The sequence below is a fragment of the Rhodothermales bacterium genome (assembly GCA_013002345.1).
GTDB lineage: Bacteria > Bacteroidota > Rhodothermia > Rhodothermales > JABDKH01 > JABDKH01.
Genome location: JABDKH010000135.1, coordinates 13513 through 30793, shown reverse-complemented (window position 1 = coordinate 30793; position 17281 = coordinate 13513). Strand labels below are relative to the sequence as shown.

Here is a 17281-nt window from a genome sequence, read left to right as displayed (position 1 = left end):
GCTCGGAACGCCGTGATGCTGGTCGGTTTTGCGACCGAGGAGTCGCCGGCATCGCGGCTGCTGGTGGCGGCTGCCAGGAAAGGAAATGAGCCGGTAGATGTCGTACTCGAGGCCTCCAGAGGAGCTCAGCCGCTCAACTGCGACGTGCACCGGTTTCGTCTCAGCGGCCATAGCCACCGGCGCGATCTCATTCGTCTGGTTGAATATCTATCTCCCAGAACCGTTGTACTCGTCCATGGAGAATCAGCTGCACGCGAATGGATGGCAGATAACATCAACTTTTTCTATCCGGAAGTCGATATTATCCTATCCGAGACGGGCAAGCAGATCGAGTTGTAGAAGGGTTTCTGTCACGGGCCGGTAGCACAGTAGATCGGAGTCATGGACTACACGCACTTCTTCGAAGGCCTGCGGAAGCAGTTGGATGGGGAGTTGCTTCTGGACGAAATGTCGCGGGTACTTTACAGTACCGACGCGTCGAACTATCGCATTGAACCGCTGGGCGTTCTGCTGCCACGGAACGCGAGAGACGTGCAGATAGCCGTTAGTCGAGCGTCACAGTATGGAGTGCCGGTTCTGGCGCGAGGCGGCGGCTCCTCACTTGCCGGCCAGACGGTTGGTGCGGCACTCGTGATCGACTGCTCGCGGCACATGAACCGTATCGTTGAGATCGACGCACCGGGCCGTCGTGCGCGGGTGGAACCAGGCGTAGTGCTGGACAGGCTCAACCGGGAAGTGGCCAAGCACGGCCTCATGGTTGGCCCGGACCCCGCGAGCGGAAACCGTGCTACACTGGGCGGAATGGTGGCGAACAATGCCACCGGAACCCATTCCATTCTCTATGGCAACATGATCGATCATGTGGTCGCGGCGGAAGTTGTCCTGTCGGACGGAACACCCGCCACGTTTGCGGTTACCGATCGATCCGAGTGGACCGGGCGCAAGAAGGCGCCGGGGCTCGAAGGCGCGATCTACAGCGCGCTGGACACGTTCATTGCCAGGAATGCGGAAACGATTCGGAGTGACACGCCGAAGCACTGGCGACGGAATAGCGGATATCGACTGGAAACGTTGCTTGACGAGACGCGCAATCTCGCACGGCTTCTGTGTGGCAGCGAGGGCACGCTGGCCGTGATGACCGAGATCGAGATCGCGCTCGTCCCGCGGCCGACGGAAACGGCGCTGGCCATCGTTCACTTCAAGACACGCCGTGAGGCCCTTGAATCGGTCACAACGATTCTGGAGACGACTCCGTCGGCAGTCGAGCTGATGGACGGCGTGGCGATCAAGCAGGCGCGCCGGTCGGCTGGTTTCGCCGATCAGATGGGATTCATCGAGGGCGATCCGGGCGCGGTCCTCATCGCGGAGTTTTATGGAGAGTCCGAGGACGACCTGGATGCATCGTTGTCCGAGCTCGCAAAAGCGCTTCACTACGCGGGACAGGGTTACATGACCCGCAAGATCGTGGACAAGACCGACATCCGGGCCGTGTGGAATGTTCGGAAGGAGATGCTTGGTCTGGTGATGGGCGTCACCGGCGATTACAAGCCTGTGCCGTTTATTGAGGACGCATCAGTGCCTGTCGAGCACCTCGCATCTTACATCGAGGAACTCGACGCCCACATCACGGGGCGCGGCACGCGCGTCGCGTACTATGCGCATGCGTCTGCCGGCTGCCTTCACGTCCGACCCTTTCTGAACCTCAAGGACGGTCGCGAAGTGCAGAAGATGCAGGACATCAGCCTGGCGTCGATGGAACTGGTGCGGCGCTTCGGTGGATCGGTAGCGTCCGAGCATGGAGACGGCCTGGCAAGGAGCTGGCTCAACCAGCCGTTCCTCGGGGAGGATCTTTACGGAGCGTGTGTCGAACTCAAGAAGATCTTTGATGCGACCGGCATCCTGAACCCGGGCAAGATCGTCGAGGCGCCAGAGATGACGAGGGATCTGCGCTATGGCGCCGATTACGGCACGATGCCCGTGGAAACGATCATGGACTTCAGCGAGTTCGGTGGATTCGCCGCGACGCTGGAGTTGTGTAACGGAAACGGAGCCTGCCGCAAGCTCGACTCGGGAACCATGTGTCCCAGCTTCATGGCGACGCGTGATGAGGAGCATTCGACGAGGGGCAGGGCAAATGCGCTGGCGGCGTCACTGTCGGGTGTCCTGGGACCCGGCTCCCTGACGAGCCGGAGAATGTACGAGGTCATGGAGCTCTGCATTCAGTGCAAAGGATGCAAGACGGAGTGCCCGTCGAATGTGGACCTCGCGCGCTTGAAGACGGAGTGGCTGGCCAGATACTGGCAGGACAATAACGTCCCGCTGCGCACGCAGATGTTCGCCACCCTCCCGGAGCTTGCGCGAAGCCTGACGCCCGGCCGAGCACGCATTGTAAACTGGGTCAACCAGCGCAAGTCGTCTCGCTGGTTCATGGACAAGTTCATGGCGATCAGTCGTGAGCGCGCGTTCCCGCCATTCGCGGAGCGGTCGTTTGTATCGTCATTCTCGTCCATGAAGAAAGCGGACGATCGCCCCGAGGTCGTGCTCTTTCCGGACACGTTCAATAACTACCTGGAGCCGCACGTAGCGATGTCGGCCGCGGCGGTCCTTGAACGAGTGGGCTATCACGTTATCGTGCCTGAGCAACCGGTCTGTTGTGGTCGCACCTACCTGTCAAAGGGCTTCGTGTCGGATGCTCAACGTCTGGCGATCGAGACCGTGGATGTACTGTATCCATACGCAGAACGGGGCCTCGCGATTGTCGGCCTTGAGCCGAGCTGCATCCTGACTCTTCGTGACGAGTTTCTTGTGTTGTTGCCCGGCGAGGCAAGAGCGAGAAAGGTGGCCGAACGGGCGATGACGTTCGAGGAATTTGTGGACGAAGATGACGAACATCTTTTTGAGAACAATCTGTGGCATGACAGAAGCGAAACGCCGGTACTGATTCATGGGCACTGCCATCAGAAGGCACTCTCCAAAACCGATTCTTCAGTCCGGTGCATGCAGACGAGTGGCTACCAGAATGTGGAGGTCGCAGACTCGGGTTGTTGCGGCATGGCAGGGTCTTTCGGATACGAGAGGGAGCACGTGGCCGTGTCGAAGAAGATGGCCGAACTGCGGCTCGTTCCAGCGGTGAATGCACTGCCACCCGACGCCGTCATAGCGGCGGCCGGAACGTCGTGTCGCGCGCAGATTCGCGACCTGACCGGGCGTCAGCCGTTGCATCCCGCCGAGATCATGCTGCGTGCCCTTCAGCACGGATTGTCGCCTTCGAGCTAGCGTAAAAAGAGCAGGTCGGAACGTGAGCTTTCGAAACGATCCGCTCACCTGCGCTGCGGCGTGAGCATCGCAAACCGACGGAAGGGTGGCCGGGTTGTGCGGCGCGGCGTAGCACTACGTGCCCGACGATGCTCAATCCCGGAGCGTGATGTGCGCCTGAACCGGAGTCGCCTAGCGCCCCGGTGCGCCCGGCAAAGATGAAGCCTCTTCCCAGAACGCACGGGCAAACGTGATGTCCGGATCCACCTTGCTCACGATCGAGAACCAGATTTGAGGTCCAAACAAGGACTGCCCGATTCGAGCTGTCAGAAGTGTGCTTATCCGGCTGCGGGCCAGCGCAATGTCGCTGGCGTCGTACCGACTCCACACCGTTCCAGCCTCACGCGCCGTATACGTGACAAACTCCTGCCACGTCTCATCATCTATCCGGAACTCGTCGACGAATCTGTCTGGCTCCTGCGACCATGCCTGACGTACTGAAGCTTCTCTCGTGTCAAACCAGCGCCGGCTGAATCCAAGATCCAGTCCTGAGCGAAAGACCAGTTCGAATACATTCACCAACGAGTCTGCAGGAGGAATGTGATCCGGATAGATGCCTTTTCCGCCGCGCAGTATTCGGCCGTGCAGCGTGGTGAATTGAAGCAGCGAGTCTGCAGGATCGCTGTCGTTGCGCGCAAGGACCGTATCCGCTCCGGCATGGACCGGCACGTTCCGATCGAGGTCGTTCTGGATGGCGCGCCCGGCCGGCGTGTAGTAGCGCGCTACCGTCAGATGCAGGGCACTGCCGTCTCCAAACACAAACTGTCGCTGAACCAGGCCTTTGCCGAACGTCGGCTGTCCGATCACGAGTCCCCTGTCGTTGTCCTGTATCGCACCGGCCAGAATCTCGCTCGCCGAGGCCGAGTTCGAATTCACGAGGATGATAACGGGTGTATCCTCAACCATCCCTCCGGCGGATGACGCATACACTTCGCGCTTCTCAATGCCCCGGCCTTCGGTACTGACGATATCGACGCCGCCCGCAAGTAACTCGTCCGAAACGCGCACCGCGGCCTCGAGTATGCCCCCCGGGTTATTCCTGACATCGATCAGCAATCCACGCAGCGGACCGGCGTTTCGGAGATCAGATACGGCCTTCCGAAATTCCTCGGCCGTACCGGATGTAAAACGGCTGAGCCGGATGTACGCTGTTTCGTCGTCGAGTCGGAAGGCAGCCTCCACGGATCGTATGGGAATCACCGCGCGCTCGACGGACACATTCAGTTTCTGACTCAGTACAGGTCGGTAGATGGTCAGGCGCACAACCTCGCCGCGGGGCCCGCGGATTCGACTCTGGATCGACCGCGACGGCTCGCCAACGCACGAAGAATCGTCGACGGCTACGATTCGATCTCCCGCGAGTACACCTGCGTGTTCACTGGGTCCCCCGGGAATCACAGACACGACGCGCGCAGAATCCGACACCATCTCAAACCAGATACCCACACCACCGAACTCTCCCTCCAACTCGTCCTGGACGGGTCCAAGAGTACGCGCATCAATGTAGGTGCTGTACGGGTCCAGCCTTTCGACCATCCCCTGAATGGCAGCCGCCGCCAGCTCATCGTCGGAGAGCACATCGACGTAGCGCTTCCGGATCAGTGTGAGCGCATCTTCGATCTTCCGTGACTCGGAATCGCCAAATCCCGGTACATCCACACGATTCAGAAACACTCCAACGAGTGCACCCACAAGGAATATCGCCGTGATGCCGAGCACCGCTTCGGGTCTACGCATTCTCTATTTGCCTGTGGCTGGATGTGAACCGTTGTTGGTCACGCAGATGCCGAACGTATACAGGTCCAGTGCTGCCGTGACCTCCGGATGGGTACGGATGGATCGCCATGCCTCGCGCATATCCCGCGACCATCGAATGTCGTCGAACACCATGACGGCATATGGCGCTGCGTGTTGCAGAATCATCTCAAAGTACGCCCTCGTGGCTGCCCCATCGTGGTGACCGTCGATGTATGCCATGTCAACGGGAGCGATCTCGGGCAGCAGTTCGGGGAGCATTTCATCAAAACGGCCCGTGACAAATCGCGTATTGCGAAGGCCGAGTCGTGAGAAGTTGATACTTGCCACCCTCGAAAGATCCTTGCCTCCGTCGAGCGTCGTCAGCGATCCGTGCTCGTTCAGGTCCAGTGCAGACGCAACATAGGCCGACGATATGCCGAGGCATGTTCCGAGTTCGAGACAATTGCGGGGTCGTAGCTCACGCGCCAGTGCATGCAGTGCGACACCCTCGTGAGGCGGTACCGAGAATGCCTGGACTTCGGAGATACTGCGCGTGACGGTCCTGTCCGGATTGGAATCCGGCGAGCCGACTCCGTAGTCGGCATATCTGAGGGTCGTTTCGTCCCGCTGCATCTTCTGGCGCAGCATCTCAATGCTCTCCTGCCAGAAAGTCTCTGCGGGGTCGAGATCGTTCTTCAGTGCTCTCGCCACAGCTACGTGGACCTGCGCTTCCGCCTCGCTTTGCGGCTGCGTTCTTCGCAACGCTATACGCCCCGCCAACTGGTAGCTGAGTCTGTGGGGAAGGTGTCTGAGGGTCGTCATGCCTTGTGGATCGAACGAAAGTCGCCCAAAGTTAACGTCTCTCGTCGGCTCTTCAAGCTTATCTGGATGCAGATCGTATGCATCTGTAACCTTTTCAAGACCGTATGCGTCTTTGACGGCGACAGAGGATGAAGCCGCCTTCATGCATCTGATGACGGAGGCGTTTTGACGGCAAGAGAATTTGAACGAGTGGTAGGCGAATCGCGCGACCGGCTGTTCGGTTACGCGCTCTACTTCCTTGCGAACAGGGAAGAAGCGGAGGACGTGGTGCAGGACGTGTACTTGAGGCTCTGGCAACATCGGCAGGAAATCGACGGCTCGCGGGTCAATGGATGGCTCGTCAGCGTTTCGAGAAACCTGTGTCGAGACCGGCTTCGGCGCCGGAAGGTGCGGTCGTCTGTCAACGTTGACACGGAGGCCCTTTCGGAGATAGCCGGTGACGGTCAGCAGCCGGATGCCGGTGCGTCGGCGGCCTTGTTTAACGAGGCGCTGAAGCGTGCACTCTCGCGACTTCCTGATCCGCAGAAGAGCATCGTGATTCTCCGGGAAATCCAGGGAATGAGCTATCGGGAAATTGGCGATGCGCTCGAGCTGCCCATGACATCGGTCAAGGTGTACCTACACCGCGGACGCCGGGCGCTTCGAAATGAACTCACGAAGGTGCTGCATCGTGAAGCAGTCTGAAAATCACATAGACAGAACGTGGGCCGAGGAACGAATAGAGGCTTACACGGACGGTGTCCTCTCCAGAAAGGAGAAGAAGGCGTTCGAGAGGCTCATGCATGCGGACGACGATCTGGCCCAACAGGTGGATATTGCGCGGCAGGTGCGAACGGGACTCGGGGATCTTCCTTCGCCTCAGTGCCCTCCGGCAGCGTATGAACATGTGCTCACTCTTGCGCGACGGCACGCATCGGCTGGGAATGAGGTGAAACTGTCTGGTTGGCTCAGCGGTGTGATGCAGCCGCGACGCAGGCCGGCCCTCGCAATCGTTGTGGCGTCGGCCGTTGTTGCCGCCGTGATCACCACGATGGTTCTGTACCGAGGCGCTGATTCCCCGCAAAACGCCGGCGAAGTGGACGCGGCGCTTCGTGACGTGAAACTGGCTCTGTCCTATGTGTCGCTTGCCGGCCGCGAAACGGGCAGCGCCATCAGGCTTCAGGCGGTCGATCAGACCATGGTCGTCCCGATCCGCAGGGCCCTGATGCAGGGCGCAATCGGGCGTGTCGAGAACTTGGAAACCGAATCAGGCGCGGCCGACCGGGATCGTGCAAAACGAGGAGAATCATGAAACGAAATATGTTGATCGCTGGAATCGTCAGCCTCGTGATGGCGTCTGCCGCGAGCGGGCAGACGAACCTTCGCAGCGAACCGGGCTACGTAGACCTCGAAGCGATGGAATCGTGGTTTGGCGAGGAGCCCTATCTGTTCGTCAATGTGAAAGGTGCGTTGCTGAACCTGGTGGCGGAGGCGTCAAGGTTCGAGGATCCGGATCTGGCGGACCTGCTTCACAGGCTCAAAGCGGTACAGGTTCGCGGTTACAAGAGCGACCGCTCGGATGCGAAGGCGATACGTAGTCGGGCTTCGAATTTCGCCAGGGAACTTGAAAAAAAGGGGTGGGAGACGGCTGTTCGCGTTCGCGATGACGATGAACATGTGGAGCTATTCATGAAATCAGACGGCGACGTCATCGCTGGTCTCATGATCGTCGTGGCAAAGGATGATGACGACGAGACCGTGTTCGTGAACATCGTAGGTGACATTGACCCTGCACAGATCGGACGACTGGGGCGTAAGTTTGACATCGACGAACTGGAACGAGACTGGTAAAGCGTTGTGACTGCTGAGCACGGATTGTCCAGACTGTTTCCATTGCTCCTTATCGTGAGTTTCGTCGCGTCGGGCTGCATCTTCTCGAGGGAAATGGCCCACACCCGGGGGATCATCGAGGAGGAGATTCCGGGCAGCGAGTTTGATCGGAAGTTGGTTTTCAGCGTCGGATCGCGCACGCTTCAGGCAGCCGGTTGGCTGACTTCACTTGTGCCGGATGAGGATCTGGAGGACGTGTGGCGGTACGTCGATGATATCGAGCGCGTGAAGGTCGGGATCTACGAAACGAAAGCGTTGCCGGAGTCCGGTAGTTCGGGGATTCCTGTACTCTCGTCTATGCTTGATAGAGGATGGGAAGTAGCGGTACAGGCGCGTGATGATCAGGATCGGATCTGGTTCATGTATCGGTCCAGCCGCGACAGGATCAGAGCCCTGTATGTGATTGTTCTCAACGAAGAGCACCTCGTCATAGCGCGTGTTGAGGGACACCTCGACCGAATCGTCCAGCGAGCGATGGAAGACTACCGGCCGTTCAGTCGCCTTGCCGCTCGACCCTAGTTATTCGGAAGATTCCGTGGTCTTGCTCCGGGTTAATTGGCGGACTCCAGATCGTTTTCGCCAGAGGACATTGACGTGCTGGAGAAGTGAGCAACACCGGTCGTCCCAAAGGGCTCACTGAGTCAGATCCTCCGTGTCGTGTTATCGCTCTCGACATGATCGGATTTCGCATTTTCGAGCACGGAGAAACCCCGTCCGTTACCTTTCGTATGGGCGATCGACCCATATCCACTATTGACCAGTTTCCGGGTAGACAGTTATGCGAAGTAAGGGCACGATCACGCTTGTGATCATCGTCATTCTTGTTGGTTTTGCGGGTTGTGCCAGCTGCGGCACGTACAACGGGCTCGTTACGCTCGACGAGGGCGTAGAGCGTTCGTGGGCGGATGTCGAGACGCAGTACCAGCGACGTGCCGATCTCATTCCCAATCTTGTCAATACCGTGAAGGGCGCGGCGAATTTTGAGCGCGAGACTCTTGAGTCTGTTACGTCCGCAAGAGCGCGCGCCACTTCCATCACCATCACCGCGGACGATCTGGACAATCCGGAGAAGATGGAGCAGTACATGGCCGCTCAGCAGCAGCTCGGGCAGTCACTGGGACGTTTGCTTGCCGTCGCCGAAAACTATCCCCAGCTTCGTGCCACGGAGGCGTTTCGGGATCTGCAGGCTCAGCTTGAGGGAACGGAGAATCGTATCACCGTCGCCAGACGCGATTACAACGGTTCCGTGCAGAGCTTCAACACCGCCGTCAGGCGATTTCCGGCGAATCTTCTTGCCGGCGTGTTTGGCTTTGACCGCCGGACGCCGTTTGAGGCCGAGGCAGGAGCGCAAAATGCCCCCGAAGTTAATTTCGACTCGTGACGTTTAAAGGTCGGACCGTGAGATCGATTGGCGGCCTGTTCGTGGTCGCGCTGATTGCCGGGCTGTCTGCTCCCTGGCACGCAGTCGGCCAGTCGCTACAGGTCATCCCTCCGAGCGGGCGGTGGGTTACGGATCAGGGGGCGTTTCTGTCGGCTGCGGAAGAGCGGTCGCTGAGTATGCGGCTCGCGACATACGCCGACACAACGTCTACGCAGATCATTATCGTCACTCTGCAGACGCTGAATGGCGTGCCGGTTTCGGAGTATGCCGTCGCGCTCGGACGGGCGTGGCGTGTTGGCCAGGCGGGGTACAACAACGGCGTCGTCATTCTGGCGTCGAGAGACGATCGACAGATGTTCATTGCGACGGGGTACGGCCTCGAGGGCGCGATTCCCGATGCCGTGGCGAGTCGTATCTATCGAAACATTCTGGTACCGAATTTCCGTCAGGGCCGGTTCTATGACGGCCTGTCGCAGGCGGTCGACGCGCTCGTGCTGGCAGCGGCCGGCGAGTTCGACGCGGTGCCGGTTGACCGGGACGGCCGCGGCCTCAACGTCGCCCTGGTGGTCGTGTTGCTGATCCTGATCGTCTTCATCATCATTGCGCTGCGCGACGCGCGACGGGACAATGATGGCAACGGGTTTGAGCCGCCGAGGCGGAGAAGCCGGTACAGTGAGCCGCCGGTCATCATCTGGGGAGGTCATGGTTCCGGTCGCAGGGGCGGCGGGATGTCCGGAGGAGGCTTTGGCGGTTTCGGAGGCGGTGGCTTCGGCGGATTCGGAGGGGGCGGAGGCAGCTTTGGCGGTGGTGGCGCCGGTGGTGGCTGGTAAGCCCCGGCTTCGCGGTCAGAACGTATAGCGGTGCCGCAGGCGGATAAAGCGCTCCGTGTACTGGTTCGTTGCGTTGTCGTCTTCGCTGTAGTCGTTGTAGCCGGCCTGCAGTTCGATGCGCATGTTTGGCTCCAAATTCAGAGACGACGTCAGCATCAAGCCAAAGCGGTCAGAGGCGGAGCTCAGACTGGTTGCTCCGGCACGCGTATTCCGGATCGTCATGGAGACCTCTGCGTCGTTATGGTGGAATCTATATCCCACAGTGACTGCACCCGTCGTCCAGCGTTGACGCCCGAGGTCACCCGCGTAGTTGACGACGAGGTGGGTGATCTGTAGATCAGATCGAACCGAACGCGAGTACGATTCGCCGGCGCCCACGGTGAAGGCGTGCGTCGTGTTATCGAACAGACTGTTGACGTCATCGCGACGTGCGGTCCGCGTATAGTGGATACGGGCCGCATGCCGCACCGTCCCGGTTCGGAACGACTGCGTGCCACCGAGCATGATGGTCGATACCCGCATGTCGGCGGTCAGAGCGCCTTCTGTTCCGTCGCCTCTCTTGCGCCACTGCAATCTAAGGCCGGTCGTGATCCGGGGAAGGTCCGGACGCAACGAGAGATTGACCCGCCCTTCAGCCAGGTTGGATTTGAGTTCCAGGCGTTTTCCGCCATCGGGAAGCGACTGATAGTTTTGATACCGGACAAGGCCGCTCACCTTGCCCTGCTCCACACGAAACCGGTCCGAAATCGTGATCGTGCGCCGGTCGGACTGCAGGAAAGGATTCGCGGCCGAGAAGTAGGCACTGCCCACGGTCCTGAACTCAGCCGCGATGGAGTGTCCCGGCACGGTAACGCGTGTGTTTGCGTACCATGCCGTTGACGTCAGTTTGTCGGGGCGTAGCGGGACCGTCGACGGATTCAACGTAATCAGCCAATCCAGATCGGCGGGATCAATAGGCAGATTAGTGTCGAACAGCGAGTCGATTTCAGCCTTCGTGGAAACGCCGCGCGAGATGTCATTCGTCGTGAGACTGATTGCAGCACCACTTTCGAATCGGACTCGACCCTTCAGGAATCGTGTGGTCAGGTCGCCGCCCAGCACGACATTTTCAAGAGGATTCTGCCCGAAACCAATCGATGCCGTATCGTCTTTGGCCTTGAGCCCGGAGATCTCAAACAAAACTGAACTCGGCCGGCCGAATCCAAGCTTCACCGCCGTGACGTTGCGCTCAAACGTACCGGGCAATTGCAGTATCGGTTCGTTGGGCGGGAGCTCCACGTTTCGCGACTCGAGCCCACGACGAAGTCGACCAATGGCAGTCTCGACGTGAAAAGTGCTCGCATGAAACTCGCCGTGAAATCCCCGCGTGCGGGCTCCGTTGAGAATAAGCGGTGCGATACGTGGATTTCGATCACCGGCATACAGGGCAAACATCGGCCCTTCCACACCGATCGACATGCGATTGCGCGGTTGCTGTAATGCTGACTCGTCTGTTGTCAGGTACAGCTTTACGGGAAACCGGAAGGCGCCATACTGGCCTTCGGCATCGGCCCGGACGGCATAGCTCCGGACCGGCTCCTGCCGCAGGTCGCGCAGGCCGGAGATATCTGAGTTCCGTGTATCGATGAGCGTCTTGCCCTTAAAGTCAGCGCGCCTGCGCCGGGAAGGGGAGGCCGCGACTCCGCCGTCGTCCCCTTCGACAATGAAATGCCACGCCAGGTCGGGCAGTCTCTTTCCAGACAGGAGGCGACCCGACAAGAGAATCTCGTGGCGACCAGACCCCAGTCGTGCGGAATGCAGTAGCCGTACAGATTCGGTCGAGATCTTCGCGCTTCGTGTCAGGTTCTGACCATCGACGAACACCTCGACGGTGCTCTCGTCGAGAGCCGACGCACCTTCCATCGCAACGTATACGAACAACTGCCCGTCGCTGATGACCTGGGCGGGAGTGGGACTCTGAACGTACCAGCCGGCATCCTGCGCCCGGGCAGTCTGCAGACTCAGCGCGAACAGCAGTGTCGCGACAGGTACAGAATATCTAAAGAGTGGACTATGCAACTTCCGGGTGTACAGGCGGGGTACCTGCGAGAAGTTCTAGGAGTACGTGTTCAGTTCAGTCGGCTTGTGAGAATCCCGAATAGCTTAAGTATAGCGTTCGCCCGTCTTCTAGTCGGCGACCAACAGAGACTGCTGGCTCACCGGACTTACGCCGCCCGCGCGACCGATCCGGCTTATGAGGATATCATATCTGGCACGGGGAGTAAATTTTGATACGTCGACCACCCACTTGTTTTCGGTGAGCTCGACTGTTTCTAAAACCTGATCGCCCTGAGCGTCGAATATTTCGATGCGATACACAGAGTTCGTGAGCTTTACCTCGCCTGGCCACGTGAACTCAAGATGGCCTGCACCGGACGGTAGCATGATCACTGGTCTGGTATCAAGTTGCGTTGGCTGGCCATCCACACTGCTGCGGACTTTGTCATCGAAGCTCTCTTGAATCGGCGAGAAACCCGGAAGCGGAATGACGGTGCGCGACGATGGCAGAAACATCAACATCACGAAGACGCCTGCGGCGAACGCCACCGCCGGCTGGGTCCATCGAAGGCCGGCCAGATTCTGCAACGATTCAAGAACTCGTTGTCCGAACTGTGCCACTCCCAGGGCCTCCGAATGACTCGGAACGGGCTTCTTCATCGCCTCCATAACGGAAACAGGTGTTCTCAGTGCTTGCGGTACCGTTCCGGCAAGCTCCTTCTCCAGCGATGAGAACCGATCGTAGCAGTCGTAGCACGATGCGATGTGCTCTGTAACCTGATTGCGCTGGCCGCCGGTTAATCCGTTGTCGATGTACGCGGCTAGCACGACTTCCTGGACATGCCCATCGTCGTCGGTCCGGTTATCTTCGTCATCGGCGTCAGCCAGGTTCGAAATCATCATATGCCGGCCGGCGCTTCGCAACGACTTGACGCGGTCAAGTTCTTCGCGACACGCATTGCAATAGACAATGTGTGCGGCAACGGCCTTGCGGACTGCAGGTTCGAAGCCTCCCTGCAAGTAGCGCGAGACGTCCCCAAACGACATCTGTGATATCGGACAGGCGGAGTCCTGTTGTGTTTGTTGCATACCCATGTTGTTACCCATGCGCGAGGCGAGATGCGCTCTCAGAATTGCGCGCGATGCCCATGTTCTTAAGTAGTGCTTTGAGCCCCTTCGAGGAAACCGTGTTGTCTGCGGCGTCATCATCCAGCCAGTCGTGCGCGTCGTTCAGAATGTCGCGGTGACGTGACTGGAGTTGGTCTCCAAGTTCCTTCAGGATGTAGTCGACGGACTGATAGATCGTATGGATCGTGACCTTGCCGGATCGGGGCGAGACCGGAAGACCAAGCTTGAGTTTGTCTACTCGGGCCAGAATGACCTTTGCGTCAAGCTCCTTGTCGAATACCATGTCCAGAAGAATTTTGTTTGGTTCTGGCTGTTCGCTGATAAGGTCGCACACCGCTTCCCAGATGCGCTCGACGGCCTGTTGCAGCGGTATCGCACGCGGTGCCGTTGGATCGTCTCCATGTCCAAGTTCCTCGAGCGAACTCTCGACCTTCCGAAGAATGAGATGGAGATTGCCGTTGGCCATCAGTGCATGTGTGATTCGTTCCTGCGCCATTGCAACGTCGTCCGGACTTACGCCGGTGTTCCGCGAGATTGTTTCTGTCGGACGCTGCATGACCATTTGTCGATAGACACGTTGATCCACTTTCGAAAGACGCTTGACCTCGTCCGGTAGCGTGATCTGGTCCACCCGCAACTTGCGTTTATGGCGGATCCAGTCGGTCCGGAGGTTGCCGTGCAACACGGAGGCGACGAACGTCTCCATTTGCGCGCGGCCGTCGAAGTGCTTCAGCTTTCCAGTCTCCTTTTTAGCATTGTAGAAGTACTCGAAGATGAACGCGTAGATCTCAAGCCCGTCGTCGCATCCAGGCCGGTCATCGGAACTCGGCTTTACGGATTCGGCGGCAAGGGCATGAAATACGCAGAACACGCTTCCCTTGTTATGCGGGCAGGCTTCGTTGCATAGCTGCCACGACCTTCGCCAGATTCTGTCAGAGAACGCCTGTACAAACCGATTCCACGCGTGCGCGTCGCCGCCAAAAATGCGCTGGACCCACTTGAGGTCCTCTGCATGAGGTTTACGACTGGTGGACATCGATCAGTTCAGTAGCCTTAATAGGACGGATAGGCGGTTCTCTTTCAGCAGATTACTCCCGTGTCAGGGCGTTGACTATTGCGTAATGGCCTCCACGAGGGCGTCCATGTCGACCTGGCCCCACCCAAAACGAGCATTCTTGCCCGGTGTGCCGTCCGGCTGGACGGCAAACCGTCTCAGGTAGTCGTAGGCTTCCTCAACGCTCCATCCCGGGTGGCGCGACACAATCAGGGCCATGGCGGCCGCTACTCTCGGCGCGGCAAATGAAGTGCCTCGAATGCGGCCTTCACCGAATTCGACGGTTCCGTCGGCCGAGAAGTCCGGCCGGATCCTTCCGTCGTTCGTGGGCCCCTGTGAGCTATGAGTCAACTCATTGGCGCCCACAGGAATAACAGATCTGGAATCCGTCGTGGCCAGCCCGCTGGCGAGACTGCTCAAGGCCACGGGACCAGGAGTCGAGCCTTCCGGGGGCGGGGAGACGTACAGCTCGAATTCCGTTCCGCGGGCGGCCGGATCGGGTGTGCCGCGCTTGCGGAACACCTTTACATAGTAGGATCGCGTTCCGGGGTAGATGGGCCGAAAGGCTCGTACGCGCTCGACGGGCTGTGCATACTCGGTCGGTCCCTGAACGCTTCGAGAAGCGTACGGACGGCCTCGTCGATCGAGCAGAAGCTCGCCGGCGGCATTGTACAGCTCGATATCGAGATCCACACGCGGGTCTCCGCCCCAGTCGTTCCAGCTCAGCAGGAAGTTGTAGAAGCGGCCGTTGGTCAGCTTCACCTCCAGCATTTCCGCAAAGGGATCGAAGTCATGGATGCCGTCCGAATCGCTGTCACCATACTGGGCCTGCCAGTGGCTCTCCGCGAAGTTGCCGGCTGCCGCCACCAGCGGTGTCTTGGTGCCGAGCAGTTGCGCGATGCGTCGGGAGAAGTAGGATGAACCGTCGTAGTGGTCGTACGCGTTCGCCCAGGAGACCGAACACGTAATCACACTCACGCCGAGTTCGTGAACGACGTAATCCAGTGCGTGATGGAATTCCGGCTCTGTATCGAAATTGACCAGATGTACGGTAGCGTTCGGCGGAAGATGCTCACCGAGTGCCTGTACCACGGCCGAGGCGTGGCGTGAATCCGCACTGCCCGAACCCTCGATGCGTTCGTCGGCACGGAAGGAGTAGAAGCGGAGGTTGGCCTCCGGAAGCAGGGCCTGGATCGCCGCCGGGTCAAATCCGAACTCGAAGACGGCGACATCGACCGGTGCAAAACGGGAATCGCCCGCGGCAATGCCCTTGACCGACGACAATATCAGCGGCCGTTCGCCTGACGCTATTTCAGGTGCCGCAAGATATTCGTGTGGTGAAGGCATTGTCACAAGATCCACGAGGTCCAGATCGGCGAGCGCCGACAGGGCCGAGTACGCGATAGAAATCTGAATCCAGGGACCTTCGACCAACTCGAGTGTCGCGCCAATTCCCTCCAGTGCGTCCAGCAGGGTCGGGTCGACGAAATCGGTGCCGGCCTGAATAAGCACGCGAACCAACGTCGAATCCCGGCCCTCTGCCCTCGCCGATTCTAACTCACCCTGGAGTTCGTACGAGAGCTTGTCCTCGCGCTCGAGTGTGAACGCGACCGGCCTCGACTCAGCGACCGGCGTTTTCGCAGAATCCAGCGCCGCCACTCGAACGAAGTAAGTGGCACCCGCGTCGAGGAGCTCTTCATCGGGTGGATAGGGCATTGACGAACCGGCTAGTTCGTTCTCCCAGATGGGGATAGAGGTTTCGAAGCTGTCGCCGCCCTTGCGAACGCTCAGCAGGAAGGATGACACGGATGACGAATCAGGTCCGCTGAACAGCCAGGCGAACGTCGGCTCGGGCTCGAGAATGATCTGTCCGTCCACAGGCGAGAGAACCTGTATATCGGGTTCGTCGGCTACCGCTCGATCACCATCTTCGGCGCGGTCCAGGATCTCGACCGCTGCATAGTCTTCCGAGTCACCTATTGTGGCCACCACGGCTGCGACACCGCTCTGTGGCCCCGCAGTAAAGACGCCATTCTCGTCTATGGATCCCATGTGATCGGGAACGACGGTCCACACAGGCACACGATCGTAAATCGGGATGTCGTTCATGTCCTGCACCGACGCCTCAAAGAACGCCGTCTCACTCGTCGCGACGATCGCCTCCTGCGGCTCGACTCGCAATTGAACGCTCGGCAACTCCGTGCCATCGTCTTCCTCGCTCAGCGGGTTGTCGATGTCTTCGACGACGAACCATCGCATTTCACTCGGAAAGCGTTCGTCTCCAGAAGATGTCGTACTAATGGCATCGATCTGCCAAGCGTAGCGGCGACCTGACACGAGTTCTTCAGCCGCGTTCGGGTATACAAACGTCCCGGGAGCGACGTTGCTCTGCTCGAACACGGGCAGGCTTGCAACGATATCCTCAGCGGAGGACTGACCGGGCTGAACTTCGTATAACGAAAAGTTGAAGCGCGTGGCATCCGAGAACCACTGGAATATGGGATACGGTGTGGGAATCAAATCAGGCTCCTGATCCAACGGTGTGCCCGGTCCCACCAACTCGATCTGTGTTCCGGAATTCGTCGTCGTGATTACTCCTGTGTCCGTGCCAACCTCTCCACCGGTCGCAAGGTCGATGACGCGGAGAATGAAATAGTAGTCGTCCGGCGGCAGGAGTCCTCGCTCGGTCGCCAGCTCGATGACCAAGTTTCCGGCGTCACCGAGCTCGTAGGTGTCAAAGTCCTGATTCGTCAACATCACCGTCTGAGCGGCACTTACAGCGCCCAGATCGAGGGAGGCTGTGCCCAGGAATCCAAACGACTCCGATTCGACGTCAACCTCGATTCTGAGAGGTCTCGTTTGTGTCCCTGCTGTCAGGAAAACACGAAATACGACCGGTGATGCTGCGGGTCGCACGGGGTCGAAATCGGCGAGTCGCAGCGTTTCAATGGGTTGAACCTCGATTCGCACAACGAGGTCACCGGATTGCGCGTACGCATCCGTGGACGGGCCCAACAGGCAGTAAACGGCCAGAAGAGCTCCAAATACGGCTTTTCGGAGCAGCATAGAAATCACGGCATTCTGAAGAGGTGACGGCATACCGACATT

The 17281-nt window shown here is 59.1% G+C and carries 14 protein-coding genes; 8 read left to right on the top strand and 6 right to left on the bottom strand.

The features are described from left to right. On the top strand, positions 1-339 hold a 339-nt coding region (locus tag HKN37_06915; GenBank protein NNE46374.1), incomplete at its 5' end, for an MBL fold metallo-hydrolase. A 42-nt stretch (positions 340-381) separates the two neighbouring features. Beyond that, positions 382-3276, top strand: a complete 2895-nt coding sequence (locus tag HKN37_06910; GenBank protein ID NNE46373.1) for an FAD-binding protein — start codon at positions 382-384, stop codon at positions 3274-3276. A 171-nt stretch (positions 3277-3447) separates the two neighbouring features. Here the strand turns inward: HKN37_06910 and HKN37_06905 are convergent, their stop codons facing one another. Next, positions 3448-5052, bottom strand: a complete 1605-nt coding sequence (locus HKN37_06905; protein NNE46372.1) for a S41 family peptidase — start codon at positions 5050-5052, stop codon at positions 3448-3450. Between the two features lie 3 nt (positions 5053-5055). Further along, the gene (locus HKN37_06900) at positions 5056-6018 is read right to left on the bottom strand and encodes a class I SAM-dependent methyltransferase (protein NNE46371.1); all 963 of its coding nucleotides are present in this window, start codon (positions 6016-6018) and stop codon (positions 5056-5058) included. A 45-nt stretch (positions 6019-6063) separates the two neighbouring features. Here HKN37_06900 and HKN37_06895 point away from each other — a divergent pair, with 45 nt between their 5' ends. From HKN37_06895 to HKN37_06870, 6 genes are all read left to right on the top strand, one after another. After that, on the top strand, positions 6064-6558 hold the full coding sequence (locus HKN37_06895) for a sigma-70 family RNA polymerase sigma factor (GenBank protein NNE46370.1): 495 nt from the start codon (positions 6064-6066) through the stop codon (positions 6556-6558). Continuing rightward, positions 6545-7165 carry a hypothetical protein gene (locus HKN37_06890; protein ID NNE46369.1) on the top strand — a complete coding sequence of 207 codons (621 nt, stop codon included), beginning with the start codon at positions 6545-6547 and terminating at the stop codon, positions 7163-7165. Before HKN37_06895 ends, HKN37_06890 begins: the two co-directional genes overlap by 14 nt. After that, the gene (locus HKN37_06885) at positions 7162-7704 is read left to right on the top strand and encodes a DUF4252 domain-containing protein (protein ID NNE46368.1); all 543 of its coding nucleotides are present in this window, start codon (positions 7162-7164) and stop codon (positions 7702-7704) included. The genes HKN37_06890 and HKN37_06885 overlap by 4 nt, the downstream gene beginning before the upstream one ends. 6 nt (positions 7705-7710) lie before the next feature. Next, positions 7711-8262, top strand: coding sequence for a DUF4252 domain-containing protein (locus HKN37_06880; protein NNE46367.1), 552 nt, complete (start codon positions 7711-7713; stop codon positions 8260-8262). 259 nt (positions 8263-8521) lie between these two features. After that, positions 8522-9124 carry a LemA family protein gene (locus HKN37_06875; GenBank protein ID NNE46366.1) on the top strand — a complete coding sequence of 201 codons (603 nt, stop codon included), beginning with the start codon at positions 8522-8524 and terminating at the stop codon, positions 9122-9124. A 17-nt stretch (positions 9125-9141) separates the two neighbouring features. Continuing rightward, complete coding sequence (locus HKN37_06870; protein NNE46365.1) at positions 9142-9954, top strand: TPM domain-containing protein; 813 nt, start codon at positions 9142-9144, stop codon at positions 9952-9954. A 15-nt stretch (positions 9955-9969) separates the two neighbouring features. On the opposite strand, the gene HKN37_06865 is transcribed toward HKN37_06870, so the two are convergent. The 4 genes from HKN37_06865 to HKN37_06850 all read right to left on the bottom strand — a co-directional run bounded on the left by HKN37_06865 (position 9970) and on the right by HKN37_06850 (position 17239). Next, positions 9970-12012, bottom strand: coding sequence for a hypothetical protein (locus HKN37_06865; GenBank protein ID NNE46364.1), 2043 nt, complete (start codon positions 12010-12012; stop codon positions 9970-9972). A gap of 108 nt (positions 12013-12120) precedes the next feature. Next, complete coding sequence (locus HKN37_06860) at positions 12121-13080, bottom strand: hypothetical protein (GenBank protein ID NNE46363.1); 960 nt, start codon at positions 13078-13080, stop codon at positions 12121-12123. A 10-nt stretch (positions 13081-13090) separates the two neighbouring features. Further along, complete coding sequence (locus HKN37_06855; GenBank protein NNE46362.1) at positions 13091-14155, bottom strand: hypothetical protein; 1065 nt, start codon at positions 14153-14155, stop codon at positions 13091-13093. A gap of 75 nt (positions 14156-14230) precedes the next feature. Continuing rightward, entirely contained in the window at positions 14231-17239 is a 3009-nt protein-coding gene (locus tag HKN37_06850; GenBank protein NNE46361.1) for a S8 family serine peptidase, read from the bottom strand. Between the last annotated feature and the right edge of the window lie 42 nt (positions 17240-17281).

What these genes read in the sequence shown, in the direction of transcription:
- HKN37_06910 (NNE46373.1), top strand. Translation starts at nt 382, where the DNA reads ATGGACTACACGCACTTCTTCGAAGGCCTGCGGAAGCAGTTGGATGGG.
- HKN37_06905 (NNE46372.1), bottom strand. Translation starts at nt 5,052, where the DNA reads ATGCGTAGACCCGAAGCGGTGCTCGGCATCACGGCGATATTCCTTGTG.
- HKN37_06900 (NNE46371.1), bottom strand. Translation starts at nt 6,018, where the DNA reads ATGAAGGCGGCTTCATCCTCTGTCGCCGTCAAAGACGCATACGGTCTT.
- HKN37_06885 (NNE46368.1), top strand. Translation starts at nt 7,162, where the DNA reads ATGAAACGAAATATGTTGATCGCTGGAATCGTCAGCCTCGTGATGGCG.
- HKN37_06875 (NNE46366.1), top strand. Translation starts at nt 8,522, where the DNA reads ATGCGAAGTAAGGGCACGATCACGCTTGTGATCATCGTCATTCTTGTT.
- HKN37_06860 (NNE46363.1), bottom strand. Translation starts at nt 13,080, where the DNA reads ATGCAACAAACACAACAGGACTCCGCCTGTCCGATATCACAGATGTCG.
- HKN37_06855 (NNE46362.1), bottom strand. Translation starts at nt 14,155, where the DNA reads ATGTCCACCAGTCGTAAACCTCATGCAGAGGACCTCAAGTGGGTCCAG.
- HKN37_06850 (NNE46361.1), bottom strand. Translation starts at nt 17,239, where the DNA reads ATGCTGCTCCGAAAAGCCGTATTTGGAGCTCTTCTGGCCGTTTACTGC.